The organism is Roseibium sediminicola (genome assembly GCF_023156505.1).
GTDB classification, from domain to species: domain Bacteria; phylum Pseudomonadota; class Alphaproteobacteria; order Rhizobiales; family Stappiaceae; genus Roseibium; species Roseibium sediminicola.
The window spans coordinates 36818-52870 of record NZ_JALNMJ010000006.1 but is presented as its reverse complement, the minus strand read 5'-3'; the positions used below and the strand labels follow the sequence as shown (position 1 = coordinate 52870).

Genomic DNA, 16053 nt, shown 5'->3' with positions numbered 1-16053 from the left:
AAGCAAACTACCTCTGCGTCATGAAATCGACGCCGGGGCAGACCAACAGACCGGACCAAGATGCAGCCCACCCAAATCGACCACGCCTTTTCCCTGATCGCCGCCGGACAGCTCAACGACGCCCTGCCCCTTCTCCAGAACCTTGCCGACCGGGATCCGTCCAACGGGCAGGTTCAATACGGACTCGGCCTCGTGTTCCTTTCGGCCAACCAGTCGGAGCGCGCCGTCCTTCATCTGTCTGCAGCGGCCAAGTCGGCCAAAAAGGATGCAAGGGTGCTGGCCACCCTCGCCAGCGCGCTCAACATCAACCGCCAAAGCGAAGACGCCCTTGTTCCCGCACGCAAGGCCGCTTCGCTCGCACCGAAATCGGAATATGCCCAACGCACCCTCGGCGAGGTCTATTCCGATCTCCGCCGTCCCGTCATGGCCCGTCAGGCATTTGAGCAGGCGCTCAAGATTGAGCCTCGTTCTGCGCGCGCACATCTGGGACTTTATGAACTGGAAACAACGCTCGGCAACGGCGAAGCCGCGGAACGCCACCTGGCAGCGGCCTTCGAGGAAACGCCGGACGATCCGGCCACGCTGATCTCCGCGGCCCAGTCGCGCAGCAAGGACCTGCAGGAAAACGCGCTTGCCCCTATCGAACGCATCCTAAGCGGTCTCCCGTCCGGAGCCGCCTCCCCCGAAATCACCAAACTTGCTATGGCCGCCGGCAAGATCCTGGATGGCCGCGGCGAAACGGCGAAAGCCTTCCGCTATTTCGACGGCTACCGCCAGGGCCTTTACGGCAGCTACAATGCCAAGCGGCAGACGTGGTTCGTCGAAACTTGCAAAACCGTCTTCACGCCGGCCTTTTTCGAAGCGCGCAAGGACTTTGCTCTCACAAGCGACAAACCGGTCTTTGTGGTCGGCATGCCGCGTTCAGGCACCACCCTGGTAGAACAGATCATTGCCCGCCACCCAAACGCGGCCGGAGCCGGCGAACTGCAATTCATTCCCGACAGCCTTCGCGAGATGGCGAAGGGCAAGCTGCACGAGCCCGCATTCTTCGACGGCGTGCTCCGTCTCGACAAGCGGGACGCACAGCGGATCGGTCGCAAATATCTCGGCCTCCTGGAAAGCCTCGACAAAAAGGCGAGACGCGTGATCGACAAGATGCCGCACAATTTCGAGAACCTGTGGCTGCTCGCGCTGCTGTTTCCGAAGGCCACCTTCATTCACGTCACACGCAATCCAGCCGACACCTGTGTCTCGGCCTACATGACCCCGCTTCCCGCCTATCACAGCTACAACGCCAACCAGGCGTCCCTCGGCCACTATTACCGCCAGTATCAGGCGCTGATGGATCACTGGACTGCCGTGCTGCCTGTCTCGTTGCGCCAGCAGTCCTACGAAGCCCTGATCAGGGATCAGGAGACAGAAAGCCGGGCGCTGATCGACCATGCGGGTCTCACCTGGTCGGAGACATGCCTGACGCCGCCGGGCGAGGACACGCAGGTGTTCACCTTCAGCCGGCAGCAGGTGCGCCAACCGGTCTACAGCACGTCGATCGATCGCTGGCGGCAGTATGAAGCCCATATACAACCGTTGCTGACCGCCCTTGGCGACGCATAAGCCTCAAACCGATACCTTGCCGGCCGCGTGTGCTATGCACAGTGCAATGATTCCTTCGTCAGGTTTCCGGAAAGGTCGTCATGCTGTTCAGGACTAAACCCAAGCCGCGTTCGCTGTTCGCCTCGCTCCTCTCGCTGATAGGATGGTGCGGCAGCTTCGGCGCGATCGGCGTTTCGGCAATGGGCCTGTCGACCTTCTTTGCGCCGGATTTTTGGCTGGCCGACAACATGAGCTTCTTCCTGCGGCAGTTTCTGGCCGCGGGGATCGCCGGATGTCTGGGCGGCGCGCTCGGTTTTGTGGTCCACCACCGCCTGCAACTGATCTACCGCCTAATCTGGGCAATAGCGGTCATTGCTTTTTTGACGCTCGCCGGCCTGACCGGAGCCCGCACACTGGCCAACACCAAGCCGCTTGGACCGCTCGCGGCGGGTGACAAGCCGATCAAGATCGTCTCCATCAATCTCGAACATCTGTTCCTGGGCGACAAGGTTCTGCAGGCGTTTCTGGAGCAGGAAAAACCGGATATCGTTGTCCTCCAGGAAGTGTTGTGGTGGCTGCAGGAACGGCGCTGGGAGCGCTTCGGGCTCGAGGTCGGCAGCGCGGGTAAAAACGGCTTTCCCGAATATCTCAAGGTCGGCGATCTCGGCGGCCTGGCCGTCTATTCCCGCTTTCCGATCCTGAAGTCGGAAGAACAGGTCATCCGCGGAGAGCTGCCGGCAGGCGCCAATGTCTATTACGACGCTGACCGGGAACTGATGTCGCTGACGCTCGACACCGGCAAGGCCCCGCTTCACCTGGTGGTAATCCATCCCGACAGTCCGCGCACGGAATCCCGCTGGCTGAACAAGCGCAGCTATTTCGACGAGGTCGATACCGTCCTCGACACGCTCAAAGCCGAGAATGGCGATAATATACTGGCCATCGGCGACTGGAACAGCGCCCCCTGGTCGGCGCGCTTTCAGGAGACCCTGGAGCGGAACGGGTTGAAGACCGCCTATCCGGATGGCTGGCCGCAGACCACACGGTTCTTCTTCGACTTTCGCCTGCACTGGATCCTGGGCGCGCCGGTCGACCAGTTCGCGGTCTCGAAGGACATGCAGGTCGTCGACGTCTCGCTGGGTCCCGATATAGGTTCAGATCACCTGCCGCTGATTGTGGAGCTGGGTCAGACCACTTCAGCCGAAAATTGAGTCATTGCCTGTGGCTTCAACCGGAAAGTGTTTGAGCTGCCGCCCGGTTTTTTGAAGACTGCGGGGACCGAACAGACCGATTCCCGCGACGATCCCGATGGCCAAGCTCTATTTCAACTACTCGACCATGAATGCCGGCAAATCCACTTTGCTGCTGCAGGCCGCCTACAATTACCAGGAGCGCGGCATGACCACGCTCCTGATGATCGCCGCCTTTGACGACCGCGCCGGCAAGGGCCGGATCGCCTCCAGGATCGGACTGGGCGCGGAGGCGGACGTGTTTACATCCGAGGACAACGTCTATGACCACATCAACAAGGCCCGTGAGGCCGGCAAGGTCGACGCGGTGCTGGTCGACGAAGCCCAGTTCCTGACCGAGGACCAGGCCTGGCAGTTGGCCAGGGTCGCCGACGAGCTGCGCATCCCGGTGATGTGCTATGGCCTCAGGACGGACTTCCAGGGCAAGCTCTTTCCGGGCAGTGCCGCCCTGCTGGCGCTCGCCGACAACCTCAAGGAAGTCAAGACGATCTGCTGGTGTGGCCGCAAGGCCACCATGGTCGCCCGCCTCGACGCCGACGGCAACATTGTCGAGGAAGGCAACCAGGTCGAGATCGGTGGCAACGACAAATATGTCTCGCTTTGCCGCAACCACTGGAGCCGCCGGGAACTGGGGTGATTGTCAGCCGCCTCAGGCGGACCGTTCTCGGTTATCTCTATCTGGAAGGCCGGGCGTTTCCAGGGACATGCCCCATGCCGCGGCCAGTTTCCGCAAGGCCACCGCGCTTTTTCGCAGCGCGGCCGAACAAGGCGACACCGCGGCCGAGCGCAACCTGAACAACCTCCTCGAAGAAGACGGTGCCCGGTCCCCGTCGGACTAAAGCGCCCCCGCGCCTGCTCCGGTTGCCCCCGTCAGACGTCGCCCCATATTCCCTGCAATCGTGCCGCCCGCGCGGCAGCGTGGTGCGGAGACCTTCAACTGTTAAGGGAACATCTATGCATTTGAAAACTGTACTGGCGGCTTCGATGCTTTTCGCGACGCCTGCTCTCGCCGAGGACGTCCCCTATGAGGTGGACGGTGAACAGTTCACTGGCTACTTCGCCGAGGCAAGCGATGCGAAGGGTCTCGTCCTGATCGTTCACGACTGGGATGGCATGACCGACTACGAGCGCAAGCGCGCGGACATGCTTGCCGAGATGGGCTACAACGCTTTCGCACTCGACATGTTCGGAAACGACACGCCGACAGAGACGGTGGATCACAGGCGGGCGGCGACCGGCGCGCTCTACCAGGACCGCGAGCGCATGCGCGCGCTGTTGCAGGCCGGCATCTCCCAGGCAACCGACCGGTCCGGCGAAGGGCAAATGGTCGTGATGGGATACTGTTTCGGTGGCGCGGTGACGCTGGAAATGGCCCGCAGCGACATGGGTGGTCAGTCAAGCGGCTACGCCACCTTCCACGGCGGGCTCTCCACACCGGAAGGCCAGTCCTGGGATGGCGACGAACCGCCGCTGCTGGTGCTCCATGGTGGCGCTGACACGTCCATCACGATGGAAGATGTCGCCACGCTCGCGACCGAGCTTGAAACGGCCGGCAACACCTATTCCATCGAGGTCTATTCCAAGGCGCCGCATGCCTTCACCGTGTTCGGGTCGAACCGGTACCAGGAGCGGGCCGATACTGCCAGCTGGGACGCCTTCTCGGACTTTCTGGCCGAGCGGTTCGCCGGCTGAAGCTTGATTGCACTGAAAAGCGCCCGTGATCGCTCCGATCGCGGGCGCTTTTCCTTTAAAGACTTTCTGGTCCGGGAGGGCGCGCTCCATCATTCCATGAGGAAGCGGTTTCCTGAAGAAAACACTTCGATGGGAGAGACATACCCCTAATCTGGCTTCTGCCACGTCGCCCTTCTGTTATCTTGCCCCCTTGATGCCCCCCGCCTGCCCTCGTAAAAGAGGGCAAAGACACGGGATAGAGGCCTCAGATGCTCGGCAAGATGTTCAAATCGCTGTTTTCCTCCTCCGGGGACGGCACAAAAGGCAAATCGAAGGCCGTTACGGCCGATTATGACGGTTTCCTGATCGTCGCGGAGCCGCAGCCGAACAATGGCCAATGGCAGGTCTCCGGCCGGATCGAGAAACAGGTCGGCGAGACCACCAAGGTGCACACCTTCATCCGTGCGGACACGCTGCCGGACGAGCAGGCGGCCGCCAACGAGATGATCCGCAAAGCCAAAATGATGATTGACCAGATGGGCGAGAGCCTATTCGATTGAGGTCCGGCCGGTTCCCGACCCTTGGGGACCGGTTCCGGCACACGCATCTCCGGCCTGTCCATCGGACCGGCCTGGCCGCGCTGCCAGCACTTCGAAAGCCGACATGAAACGCAATATTGTTCTGAGCCTGCCCAATCTTCTTACCTATGGGCGCATTCTGGCGGTCCCGGCTGTGGCATTCTGCTTTTATTTCGAAGGCACAACGCCGCGCTGGATCGCACTTGGCCTGTTTGTTGTCGCGGCGATCACGGACTTTTTCGACGGCTATCTCGCCCGGGCGTGGCAGCAGCAATCGGCCCTGGGGCGCATGCTCGATCCGATCGCCGACAAGCTGCTTGTCTCCGTCAGCCTGCTGATGCTGGCTGGTGACGGCACCATCGGCGGCTGGTCGATGATCGCCGCCATCATCATCCTGTGCCGCGAAATTCTTGTCTCCGGCCTGCGCGAATTCCTGGCCGAGCTGCAAGTTTCCGTGCCTGTGACCCAGCTGGCCAAGTGGAAGACCACGGTGCAGCTGGTGGCCATTGCCTTCCTGCTGGCCGGGCCCGCGGGCGATACGGTTTTCGCCTATACGACGGATATCGGCCTGGTCTCGCTTTGGCTCGCCGCCATCCTGACCCTATATACGGGCTACGACTATTTCCGCGCGGGCATCGGCCACCTGATCACCGAATAGGTCGCCTGCTGCCGATTGCCCACCACCTGGAGGTCCGATGAACATCCGCTATTTTGCCTGGGTCCGTGAGCGGGTCGGCGTCGAAGAAGAAACCATCGACGTGCCGGCATCCGTCGCCACGGTTGCCGATCTGATCAGCCACCTGAAATCCCTCGACGACAATCACGCGGCCGCCTTCGAGGAAGAGGACGCCATCCGGGTCGCACTCGACCAGATGCATGTGGAGCCGGACGCGATCCTGGGCGATGCAAGCGAAGTCGCCTTCTTCCCGCCAATGACAGGCGGCTGAAGAATGACCGTAACGCCCCTTGTCCGCGTCCAGGCAGAAGATTTCGATGCCAAGGCCGAAGCCGAGCGTCTGACCGGCGGCCGCAAGGATGTCGGCGCCCTGGTCAGCTTCACCGGCCTCTGCCGCGACGAGGCCGGCACGCTGGAGGCGCTTGAGCTGGAGCATTACCCGGGCATGGCCGAGGCCGAACTGACCAGGATCGCGCAAGACGCCACCGCCCGTTGGCCGCTCACAGGCCTCACGGTGATCCACCGGTACGGCAAGATCCCGCCCGGTGACAATATCGTGCTTGTGGTGGCCGCCTCGTCTCATCGCCGCGCCGCTTTCGAGGCCGCCGATTTCCTGATGGATTACCTCAAGACGAAGGCGCCCTTCTGGAAGAAGGAGCATTTTGCCGAGACCGGCAAAACCAGCTGGGTAGAGGCCAAGGACGGCGACGACAAGGATGCCGCGCGCTGGACCTGAACCGCACAAACACCTAAACTGACAGTCTTTCCGGCTTCGAAGCCGCTTGCCTTTCTCTACTCTCTCTTGTGCGGCCGCCTCTTCGGACCGCGCCGTTAAATTGGTCCCGACCCCGTGAAACACGACAGTGAACCCTCCGATGCCATCAGCGAGCCGGCGGCAGAGCCCGCCCGTTCCGGCGCGTCCAGCGAAGTCCTGAGGGAGCCCGGCATCCCCTTTGCCGAGTTCGTGACCATCATCGCGATGATCATGGCGCTCAACGCCATGGCCATCGACGTGATGCTGCCCGCCCTGCCCGCCATCGGCGACGCGCTCAACATCATCGAGGAAAACAACCGTCAGCTGATCCTGCTGTCCTATCTGGTCGGCTTTGGCGGCGCCCAGCTGTTCTTCGGCCCGGTCACCGACGCCTTCGGACGCCGGCACATTCTTGTCGGCGGCCTGGCGCTTTACAGCCTGGCCAGCGTCGCCGCGATTTTCGCCATGGATCTGGACACTCTGCTGATTGCCCGCGTGCTGCAGGGCATCGGCTGCGCCGCCGCCCGTGTGTCGGCCCTGTCCGTCGTCCGCGACTGCTACACCGGCCGGCGCATGGGCAAGGTGATGTCGCTGGTGATGATGGTGTTCATGGCCGTGCCCGTGGTGGCTCCCTCCGTCGGCCAGGCCGTGCTGCTGATCGCAGGCTGGCATTGGATCTTCGCGCTGTTGCTCCTGTCCGGCTTTGCCATGATGGTCTGGTCGGCGCTCCGGATGCCGGAAACGCTGGCACATGAAAAACGCCGGCCGATGGTGCTGAAGACCATCACCAGCGCCTATTTGACCGCGCTGACCACACGGGTCAGCCTTGGCTACATGGTCGGCACCGCTTTCATCTTCGGCGGCCTGTTCTCGTTCCTGGCCATGTCGCAGCAGATCTTCGTGGACATTTTCGGCCTGGGCACACTGTTTCCAATCGTCTTTGCCGCCATTGCCATCACCATGGCGGTCGCGTCCTTCACCAATGCCCAGCTGGTCGAGGCCATCGGCATGCGCCGCCTGTCTCATGGCGCCGCGGTGATCTATACCGCGCTCGGCTTCGTCGTCTGGCTGCTGCCGTCCCTGGGGCTTGAGAATTTCTGGCTGTTCCTGGTGCTGACCACAGCGATCATGACCAGCTTCGGCTTCCTGGGCGCGAATTTCAATGCCATGGCCATGGAGCCGCTCGGCGCCATAGCCGGCACTGCCTCATCGGTCATCGGCACCATCTCGACGCTCGGCGGCGCCATTCTCGGCTACGTCATGGGGCAGCTTTTCGACGGAACCACCCAGCCGCTTGGACTGGCCTTTTCCGTCTATGGCCTCTGCGCAATAGGCTGCATTCTCTATGCCGAGCGCGGCCGCATGTTCCACGCGCTCCATGACCAACCGCCGCACGGTTGAACCGGCACGCCGGAGCAATCTCTCTTAGGGTCTGTGGACAATTGGGATTTGGTCTTGGTTTGAATGCAAATGGCTCGAGTTCAAGAAGCAAAGGCGCAGGAAGGGCCAGCCCTTTCAAGCCTTTGCGACGCCGAAATGAGCCATTTGCATCAAATCCCCCATTCCCGATATCTGGGGGGACGCAGCGGTTTTCGGTTTCGCGTGCGTCGAAAAGTTCTTGTGGTGGGCAGCACCGCTGCGAACTTTCCTTCTGCTCGAAGACTGAAATCCGACAAGCGCCAAGACCGAAACCTAATTGTCCACAGACCCTAAACTTCGATGCCGTGCTTCTTGAAGGTGTCGAGAGCCTTGCGGATCACCCGGGCACGATGCAGGCGAGCCTTCAAGCTCCAGCCGGCGACCGCGTTGTCGAACGTTGTCGGCTCAATATAGGCAGCGCCAAGGTCTTCTATGGCGTGGCGAACCTCCTTGTCGAGCTGGTCGGCTGGAATGTTGAACACCGGGCTTTCGTGAAAAGCGGACTTCAAAGCCTTCTTCTGCAGTTCGGCCGGCCAGAAAAAGCTTTCGGGATCGCGGGCGGCATCCAGAACCAGGGCCGCGAGCAGCGTGGTGATTGCCGTTGTCGTCAGCGATTTGACCGTCGCTTTTTCGGCTTTCACGGTTTCCGCTAGGTTCGGATCGCTGGAAAAATCAAACGGCACGATATCGAGGATGTGCAGCGACAGCAGCGTTGAACCAAACGCCCCCAGAAAGATGAACGTCAACGGTACAATGCGCCACACGACAAACATCCACGTGGCGGTAACCGGATTGTGCTTGGTCATCATCTGGGCTGCGGCCGTGATCCCTATGCCGAAGACAAGCAGCACGGAGAAGCCGATAAAGATATAGGCCGAATAGGGGACAAAATGAGCGAAAATACCCAGGATGCTGGCACAGAAGATAAGGGCCGAGTTTACCATGGCTCAGGGCCGCTCATCGAGTTTCTCACCGTCCTCGTCCCAATAGTGAGCCGGGTTGCTATGACCGCATTTGAAATAGCTTCCATAGGGGCTGACGTGATGCACGATCGTCGAGGACGGCCTGCCGTGTAAACACTTCGACCCGGCCTGAACCAGCAAGGCATTTAGGGTTTGGCTGAGCTTCTCGGCGGTGAATGTGACGGTCCCGCCCCCCGGATCCATGGGCGTGGGAAATGTCAGCGACTTGATGCTGTTCTCGAGACCGAACAGCCGTTTCGAGGGCCGGCCGACCGTTACCCCGCCTTCCTTCCTTGCCTGGACGAGCAGCGCCCGGGTGGTCTCAATCACAGGTGCGAGATAGGCATATTCGTCCGCGTCGACTTCGACGCCTTCAAATTCCTCAATGGTCTTCTGCATAACCATTCTCCCGTCGCTGGAATGGTTAACAGTTTGCGCTTCGGGACGGCGCGCCGTCAATACCTGAAGTTGTCAAGAAGCAAGCCACATAACCTATGGGACTTACTCCGCCCCGGCCTTCTTCGAGCCCAGCGAGCAGGCGGTAAAGCATCGTCGCCACCTTGCCCTTCTCCGCCTTTCGTCAACCTCCGACCCTGATCCCGATCTTACCGACAAAGGCCTTTTCCAGAAATGCTTCCTGGGCCTGGCGCAGCTCTTCCAGCGCATAGGTCGCCGACACAACGGGCCGGATCTCGCCCGCCTCGATGTAGCCGACAAGATCCGTGAAGATGCTGTCCGGCTGATAGGTGCTGCCATAAAGCGTCAGATCGCGCAGATAGAGGGTGCGCAGGTCGAGCTCGACGATCGGCCCGGCAATCGCACCCGAGGTCACATAGCGGCCACGGTCGACCAGGGCGTCGATGAGATCGCCCCAACGCGCCCCGCCGACCAGGTCGAGCACCACATCGAAGCTCCGCTCGGGGTACGCTGCGTCCCGGTCCAGCGTTTCATCGGCGCCAAGAGCTTTCAGGTCCGCCGCCTTGGAGGCACTGGTCACCGCGGTCACATGGGCCCCGCGCCGCCTGGCCAGCTGGATGGCGGCGGAGCCGACACCGCCCGACGCACCGGTGATCAGAACGCGCTCGGCGCCGACAACGGCCCGCTGGATCATGCCTTCGGCCGTTGAAAACGCGCACGGGAACGTCGCGAGCTCGACATCGCTCAGGGAAGAATTCACAGCAATCGCATCCTGGGAGGTGATCTTGGTGTATTCGGCGAAACCGCCGTCGCACTCGGAACCGAAAGTCCACACCTCGAAGCCGCCGCTATCGGTTGTTCTCGATTGCATCGTGCGCACAAGGACCCGCTCGCCAATCCGCGTGCCCGCAACACCCTCACCGACGGCTACGATTTCGCCGCAGCAATCCGCGCCCTGGATCCGGGGAAACCCGAGCGGCGTGCCTGACCAGCTGCCGATCATTGCCGCATCGCCTTCATAACCGGCGGCTCCGGAGGCCGTGTCGCCGCGCACGCTCTTGGAATACCAGCCCGTACGGGTGTTCACATCGGTGTTGTTCACCGCCGCCGCCCCAACCTTGATCACAACCTCGCCAGGGCCAGGCCGCGGAACCGGCAGGTCGTCCCGCCATTCCAGCTTGTCCAACCCGCCATGGCCGGTCAGAACCATGCCGCTCATCCTTTCGGGAAGTGTCATTTTGGCCTCATGTAGAATGATCTTTCTACTTGCTCATGTAGAACGATCATTCTACATAGTCAACCATGGCGGACACAAAGACCAAAATAGCGGCCGGGCTGGAGCGGGCCTTTGCGCAAAACGGCTTCGCTTCTCCAAGCGTCGGCGACCTGCGCGAAGCGGCCGGTGTCAGCCTGCGCACCCTTTACAAGTATGCACCCTCCCGGGAAGAGATGGTCTATGCGGCGCTGGAACACCGCCATCGGCGCTACCTTGACAAGGTGTTCGCAGGCCTGCCGGCCGATCCGGATGCGGCGCTCACCAAGATTTTTGAACGGGTCGGGGACTGGATGCACACGGAAACCACCCGCAGCTGCCTGTTCCACGCCGCTGTCGCCTCCGCCCCTCGGGACACGCGGTTGATTGAGCTGCTTCAGGTGCACAAGGGTGAAGTGGCGCGGCTGGCTGTCAAGGCAGCCGCCCTGCCTGGCAGGGAGGTGGAACTGATGCTCATCCTGGAAGGCCTCACCCAGACCTGGCCGCTGCATGGTGCCAAGGCAGTCACGTCCGCGGGCAGGCTTGGCCAGGCGCTGCGGCAAGAGGCACAGGCACCAGCCAGTTCCGCGGCCTGATACTGCTCACCAACCCCGATTTCGTCATCCCGGGCGCAGCGCAGCGAAGACCCGGGACCGGAGAGCCGAGGCGTGTCGACGGAAACGTGCTCGATGGCAAATGACATTGGCTCGCCGGTCCCGGCGCGCGCTGCGCTTGGCCGGGATGACGAATTTGGAGAGTGTTTCTGGAAACAAAAAGACGGGCCGAAGCCCGCCTTTTCGCAACAATGACGGCCCGCTTAGCCCGCAGCCGCCTGCAACGCCGGTGCGTTCGGGCGAACGGCAGCGTCATAATCTTCCATCAGCGTCTTGATGATGTCGCCGACCTCGAAGGTGTTGCCGGCGATCTCCGAGACCGGGGTCACTTCCGCCGCCGTGCCCGTGACGAAGCACTGCTCGAACCCGCCCAGCTCTTCCGGCAGGATCACCCGCTCGACCACCTCGATACCGCGGTCGCGGGCAAGACCGATCACCGTACGGCGGGTGATGCCGTCCAGGAAACAGTCCGGGGTCGGTGTATGGATCTTGCCGTCCTTGATGAAAAACACGTTCGCGCCGGTGGCTTCGGCCACCTGGCCGCGCCAGTCTAGCATCAGGGCGTCGGTATAGCCCTTGGATTCTGCGGCATGTTTGGAAATGGTGCAGATCATGTAGAGGCCGGCAGCCTTGGCTTTGTAGGGCGCCGTCTGCGGATCCGGACGGCGATACTCCGCAAGATCCAGGCGAATGCCCTTCAGCCGCTCTTCCGGCTTGAAATAGCTCGGCCATTCCCAGGCAGCGATCGCCAGGTGAATGGTGTTTTTCTGCGCCGAGATGCCCATCATCTCACTGCCGCGCCACGCCACGGGGCGAATATAGGCATCGGTCAGGTTCATACGCGCCAGGGTTTCTTCCTTGGCCGCGTTGATCTGTTCCGCCGTCCAGGGGATCTCGAATCCGAGCATGCGTCCGGACGCCAGCAGGCGTTCCGTGTGCTCCTCGGACTTGAAAATGCGGCCGCCATAGGCCCGTTCGCCTTCGAACACGCTGCTGCCGTAATGCAGTCCATGGCTCAGGACATGCAGTTTCGCTTCCGACCAGGGCACGAACGTGCCGTCGTACCAGATATCACCACTGAGCTGGTCAAAAGGCGTTCCAGCCATTTTTCATCTCCCGCGCTCCTTGAGCGCTTGTTGTTTTCAGATCAACAGAGGCAAATGACGCCAAAGACTTGCGCCGTTTTCACCGCTGTATTTTTTGCACAGCACGCCAACTATCGGTATCCTGATAGCCGCGACGATCATGATCGGATTCGTTTATCATCTGATGCGTGAAAATGCACCTAAAAGACCGATCATTTCGTGCGCGACCGGCTAGAAGTAACAATCGACCAGAATTAAGTCAATATGACTGACGTAAATTTCAAATCAGCCCTTTCTCCCCTGACCCGGGATGAAGGCACGACCGGAGCGGGGCGATCGGTGACGGACCTGGAACACCTCCTGCCCTACGATCTGATTGAGCTCCTGTTTTTTGCCTATCGCGACTTCACCGGCGATCCGGACGACGTTCTGGCCGAATATGAATTCGGCCGGGCGCATCACCGGGTGCTGCATTTCGTGGAGCGAAATCCCGGGATCATGGTCACGGACCTCCTCGGGATCCTGCGTATCACGAAGCAGAGCCTCGGCCGGGTGCTGAAGCAGCTGGTGGATGCCGGCATCATCGAACAGCGCGAAGGTCATCATGACCGGCGCCAGCGTCTGCTCTACACCACGGAACGCGGTCATGCGCTGGCCGAGGATTTGGCCAAACTGCAGCAAAAACGCCTTGAACGCGCCCTAATTGGGTTGCCTGATGGCAGTGACGAGATTATCCGCAAGTTCCTGCTGCAAATGATTGATCCGGAGATGCGGCCGGAGATCCTGCAGCTGGTCCGCAGTTCCTTCGACCTGAAGGACTGAGGCAGCGTGGCCCGACAAGGACGATAGTGACGCATGAACGACCAGGTGCCTGACGACAACGCCAACCACATTCTCCTGGTGGACGACGACAAGCGGATCAGGGATCTCCTGTCCAGGCTCCTGAAGGACAACGGCTACCGGGTCACCACGGCCGCCAATGCGGCCGACGCCCGCAGATGCCTCGCCGGCCTGGAATTCGACCTGATCATTCTCGACGTGATGATGCCGGGCGAAACCGGCCTGCAGCTGGCCGCCGCGCTCCGCAAGGACTCCGAAGTGCCGATCCTGATGCTCACCGCCCGCTCCGAGGCCCCGGACCGGATTGCCGGTCTTGAGGCCGGTGTCGACGATTACCTGTCGAAACCGTTCGAACCGCGGGAATTGATGCTGCGCATCGCCGCCATATTGCGCCGGGGCAATCACCAGCCCGTAGTCGCCAGCGAGGAAATCCGCTTCGGTCCGTTCTCCTTCAACTCCAGCCGGGGCGAACTCAAGAACGGCGACAGCATGGTCCGGCTCACGGACCGGGAAAAACAGATCCTGTCGATCTTCGCCGAACAGCCGGGTGCCACCGTTCCGCGCCACAAGATCGTCGGCGACGACAGCGGCCTTGGCGAACGCACCGTGGATGTCCAGATCAACCGGCTCCGGCGCAAGATCGAGACCGATCCCGGCAATCCGATCTATCTGCAGACCGTGCGCGGCATCGGCTACAGGCTCGCATGCGACTGATCTTCCCCCGCCTGGCACGTGTCGAAGCCTTTCTGGACCGGCTCGCGCTCGCGGAGCGGTGGAAGCTGTTCATCATGCCCCTTCGACCTTTCCTAAGCATCTACAAGGTCGTGTCCCGGTTCATGTACCGGGTCATGCCGAAAGGCCTCTTCACCCGAACTTTCCTGATCATCGTCACCCCGATCGTCATCTTGCAGTCGGTGCTGGTGTTCGTGTTCATGGAGCGTCACTACCAGCTGGTGTCGCAGCGCATGTCGGAAGCCGTCGTGCGTGAAATCGCCGCCGTGGTCTATGTCCTGGAAAACTATCCGCACGACCCGGAATACAGCCATGCCGAGGAGCTGGCCTCCCGGGCGCTCGGCATGTCCATCACGATCACGCCGCTCGAACCGCTGCCGCAGCCAGCGCCCAAGCCGTTTTTCGACGTCATTGACCAGGAATTGAGCAAGGCCATCAGCCAGAAGATCGGCAAGCCGTTCTGGATCGACACGGTGGGCCGGTCCCGTTTCGTCGAAATCCGCATCCAGCTGGAAGATTCCATCCTGCGGATCTTCACAAGACGCAGCCAGACTTATGCCTCCAATTCGCATATCTTCCTGGTCTGGATGTTCTCCACGTCCCTGGTGCTGGTGATCATCGCGCTCTTGTTCCTGCGCAATCAGATCCGGCCGATCATCCGCCTCGCCGATGCTGCCGAAGCCTTCGGCAAAGGCCGCCCTGAGGAGCATTTCCGCGCCAGCGGCGCCCGCGAGGTCCGCCGTGCGAGCCTCGCCTTCATCGACATGCGCCGGCGCATCGAGCGCCAGATCGAGCAGCGCACCACCATGCTTGCCGGTGTCAGCCATGACCTCAGGACCATCCTGACCCGCCTCAGGCTGCAGCTCACCTTTCTCGGAGGCTCGCCGGAATGCGAAGCCATGCGCAAGGATGTCGACGAGATGAGCAACATGCTGGAGGACTATCTCGCCTTTGCCAGCGGCGATGTCGACGAGGACATCCAGCAGACGGATATGGCCTTGCTCTTTGAAGAGCTTGAGGAAGAAGCCGAAATTTCGGGCCATGATCTCAAAGCCCAATATGAGGGGCCGCCGGACCTCGAACTGAAGCGGCTGTCGATGAAACGCTGCCTGTCCAATCTGGCCACCAATGGCTGCAAATACGGCAATCGGGTCGAGGTGGCCGGCCGCCTCGAAAAAGGCTGGCTGGTGATCACGGTCGACGATGACGGTCCTGGCATCCCCGAAGACCAGCGCGAGATCGCCTTCCAGGCCTTCCACCGGCTGGATCTCGCTCGCAACATGGACGAGTCCGGCAGCGGCCTTGGTCTTGCCATTGCCCGCGACATTGCCCGGGGCCATGGCGGCGATCTCTACCTGGAAGACAGCCCGCTTGGTGGTCTCAGAGCCCGCATCCGGATCCCGGCCTAGAGTGGTTCCCTGAGCGAGCCGGCATAGCCAAGACCGAGGATCTCACGCAATAACTTGCGGATCATCGCTTCGGTATAGTCCTCATAGCGGTTGGTCGCCTGGATGAAGGCACCCGGCCCATGGATCACCTTGTTGGCAAAGTAGGTCAGCGTCTGGTCCTCCTTGCGGATCACCAGCGCATTGACGGTGACATCGGAGAAATCCAGGGCGGCGTAGATGAAGCGCGGCTCTTCGCCCTCGTTGTTGATGCCGTCAGCCGACACGTCGATCACCTGCCGGGCGCAATTCTGAGGCGCCGCCTTGAGCACGCCGCGCGCATGGACCAGAGCCGGGCCGAGCGCTGTCAGAAATTCCCGGCTGTCCCGGGTGTTTTTCAGAATTTCGTCGGCCACCGCATGGATCTCTGCCGCGTCGGACAGGAACCGCCAATCCAGCAAAGTCTTTTGCTGGTAGCGGCCGCTCCATTCGAAACTGTGCAGCCAGATGCCGCCGACGGTTTCAATTGCCTCGATCACCGAGGGATCGCGGAGCGCTCCGGCAATGCCTCTTTGCTGAAACTCGTATTCAGACTGGGTGATGCTCGCCGAAACATCGACGGCTATCACGAGGGCCAGTGAACAGGCGCGGGCGGGAAGCGCGGTCAGAAGAACCATCATCACCACCACCAACAGGCGTCCGGCAAGTGGCCTTCTGACAGGATTTCCGTTTCTCCGGACGTCGACCGGCATTGCATGTTTCATCGGCGTGCTCCTCACCGATAAAAGTATCGCCGCTCGCCAGACAAAACAAAATCACGCTTTG

The 16053-nt window shown here is 61.3% G+C and carries 19 protein-coding genes; 14 read left to right on the top strand and 5 right to left on the bottom strand.

The window, feature by feature from the left end; genetic code table 11:
* Positions 1-60 precede the first annotated feature (60 nt).
* From M0H32_RS10515 to M0H32_RS10475, 10 genes are all read left to right on the top strand, one after another.
* The gene (locus tag M0H32_RS10515; RefSeq protein WP_248153649.1) at positions 61-1614 is read left to right on the top strand and encodes a tetratricopeptide repeat-containing sulfotransferase family protein; all 1554 of its coding nucleotides are present in this window, start codon (positions 61-63) and stop codon (positions 1612-1614) included.
* Positions 1615-1694: 80 nt separating this feature from the next.
* The gene (locus M0H32_RS10510) at positions 1695-2804 is read left to right on the top strand and encodes an endonuclease/exonuclease/phosphatase family protein (RefSeq protein WP_248153648.1); all 1110 of its coding nucleotides are present in this window, start codon (positions 1695-1697) and stop codon (positions 2802-2804) included.
* A gap of 97 nt (positions 2805-2901) precedes the next feature.
* Complete coding sequence (locus tag M0H32_RS10505; RefSeq protein WP_248153646.1) at positions 2902-3480, top strand: thymidine kinase; 579 nt, start codon at positions 2902-2904, stop codon at positions 3478-3480.
* A 67-nt stretch (positions 3481-3547) separates the two neighbouring features.
* Positions 3548-3682 carry a hypothetical protein gene (locus tag M0H32_RS29460; protein ID WP_282449317.1) on the top strand — a complete coding sequence of 45 codons (135 nt, stop codon included), beginning with the start codon at positions 3548-3550 and terminating at the stop codon, positions 3680-3682.
* Between the two features lie 115 nt (positions 3683-3797).
* Positions 3798-4535: a dienelactone hydrolase family protein gene (locus tag M0H32_RS10500; RefSeq protein WP_248153645.1), complete on the top strand. Its 738-nt coding sequence runs from the start codon at positions 3798-3800 to the stop codon at positions 4533-4535.
* A gap of 248 nt (positions 4536-4783) precedes the next feature.
* Positions 4784-5074 (top strand): HlyU family transcriptional regulator, encoded by a 291-nt coding sequence (locus tag M0H32_RS10495; protein WP_248153643.1) that lies wholly within the window; start codon positions 4784-4786, stop codon positions 5072-5074.
* Positions 5075-5177: 103 nt separating this feature from the next.
* The gene (gene pgsA, locus M0H32_RS10490; protein ID WP_248153642.1) at positions 5178-5750 is read left to right on the top strand and encodes a CDP-diacylglycerol--glycerol-3-phosphate 3-phosphatidyltransferase; all 573 of its coding nucleotides are present in this window, start codon (positions 5178-5180) and stop codon (positions 5748-5750) included.
* 37 nt (positions 5751-5787) lie between these two features.
* Positions 5788-6039, top strand: coding sequence for a molybdopterin converting factor subunit 1 (gene moaD / locus M0H32_RS10485; RefSeq protein ID WP_248153641.1), 252 nt, complete (start codon positions 5788-5790; stop codon positions 6037-6039).
* A 3-nt stretch (positions 6040-6042) separates the two neighbouring features.
* Complete coding sequence (locus tag M0H32_RS10480; protein WP_248153639.1) at positions 6043-6504, top strand: molybdenum cofactor biosynthesis protein MoaE; 462 nt, start codon at positions 6043-6045, stop codon at positions 6502-6504.
* Between the two features lie 114 nt (positions 6505-6618).
* Positions 6619-7923, top strand: coding sequence for a multidrug effflux MFS transporter (locus M0H32_RS10475; protein ID WP_425607310.1), 1305 nt, complete (start codon positions 6619-6621; stop codon positions 7921-7923).
* Between the two features lie 308 nt (positions 7924-8231).
* On the opposite strand, the gene M0H32_RS10470 is transcribed toward M0H32_RS10475, so the two are convergent.
* The 3 genes from M0H32_RS10470 to M0H32_RS10460 all read right to left on the bottom strand — a co-directional run bounded on the left by M0H32_RS10470 (position 8232) and on the right by M0H32_RS10460 (position 10557).
* On the bottom strand, positions 8232-8885 hold the full coding sequence (locus M0H32_RS10470) for a hypothetical protein (protein ID WP_248153638.1): 654 nt from the start codon (positions 8883-8885) through the stop codon (positions 8232-8234).
* Between the two features lie 3 nt (positions 8886-8888).
* Positions 8889-9302 carry a hypothetical protein gene (locus tag M0H32_RS10465; protein ID WP_248153636.1) on the bottom strand — a complete coding sequence of 138 codons (414 nt, stop codon included), beginning with the start codon at positions 9300-9302 and terminating at the stop codon, positions 8889-8891.
* A gap of 181 nt (positions 9303-9483) precedes the next feature.
* Positions 9484-10557 (bottom strand): alcohol dehydrogenase family protein, encoded by a 1074-nt coding sequence (locus M0H32_RS10460; RefSeq protein WP_248153635.1) that lies wholly within the window; start codon positions 10555-10557, stop codon positions 9484-9486.
* 65 nt (positions 10558-10622) lie between these two features.
* Between M0H32_RS10460 and M0H32_RS10455 the strand changes: the two genes are divergently transcribed.
* Positions 10623-11168, top strand: coding sequence for a TetR/AcrR family transcriptional regulator (locus M0H32_RS10455; protein WP_248153633.1), 546 nt, complete (start codon positions 10623-10625; stop codon positions 11166-11168).
* Positions 11169-11389: 221 nt separating this feature from the next.
* On the opposite strand, the gene M0H32_RS10450 is transcribed toward M0H32_RS10455, so the two are convergent.
* On the bottom strand, positions 11390-12292 hold the full coding sequence (locus M0H32_RS10450) for a branched-chain amino acid aminotransferase (RefSeq protein WP_248153631.1): 903 nt from the start codon (positions 12290-12292) through the stop codon (positions 11390-11392).
* A gap of 243 nt (positions 12293-12535) precedes the next feature.
* Here M0H32_RS10450 and M0H32_RS10445 point away from each other — a divergent pair, with 243 nt between their 5' ends.
* Genes M0H32_RS10445 through M0H32_RS10435 form a run of 3 tightly spaced genes read left to right on the top strand, consistent with a single transcriptional unit; the run spans position 12536 to position 15252 of the window.
* Positions 12536-13093: a MarR family winged helix-turn-helix transcriptional regulator gene (locus M0H32_RS10445; protein WP_248153629.1), complete on the top strand. Its 558-nt coding sequence runs from the start codon at positions 12536-12538 to the stop codon at positions 13091-13093.
* 33 nt (positions 13094-13126) lie between these two features.
* Positions 13127-13825 (top strand): response regulator, encoded by a 699-nt coding sequence (locus M0H32_RS10440; protein ID WP_248153627.1) that lies wholly within the window; start codon positions 13127-13129, stop codon positions 13823-13825.
* Positions 13816-15252, top strand: coding sequence for an ATP-binding protein (locus tag M0H32_RS10435; RefSeq protein ID WP_425607309.1), 1437 nt, complete (start codon positions 13816-13818; stop codon positions 15250-15252). The genes M0H32_RS10440 and M0H32_RS10435 overlap by 10 nt, the downstream gene beginning before the upstream one ends.
* On the opposite strand, the gene M0H32_RS10430 is transcribed toward M0H32_RS10435, so the two are convergent.
* Positions 15249-15992: a DUF1194 domain-containing protein gene (locus M0H32_RS10430; protein WP_248153625.1), complete on the bottom strand. Its 744-nt coding sequence runs from the start codon at positions 15990-15992 to the stop codon at positions 15249-15251. The genes M0H32_RS10435 and M0H32_RS10430 overlap by 4 nt on opposite strands.
* Positions 15993-16053 lie beyond the last annotated feature (61 nt).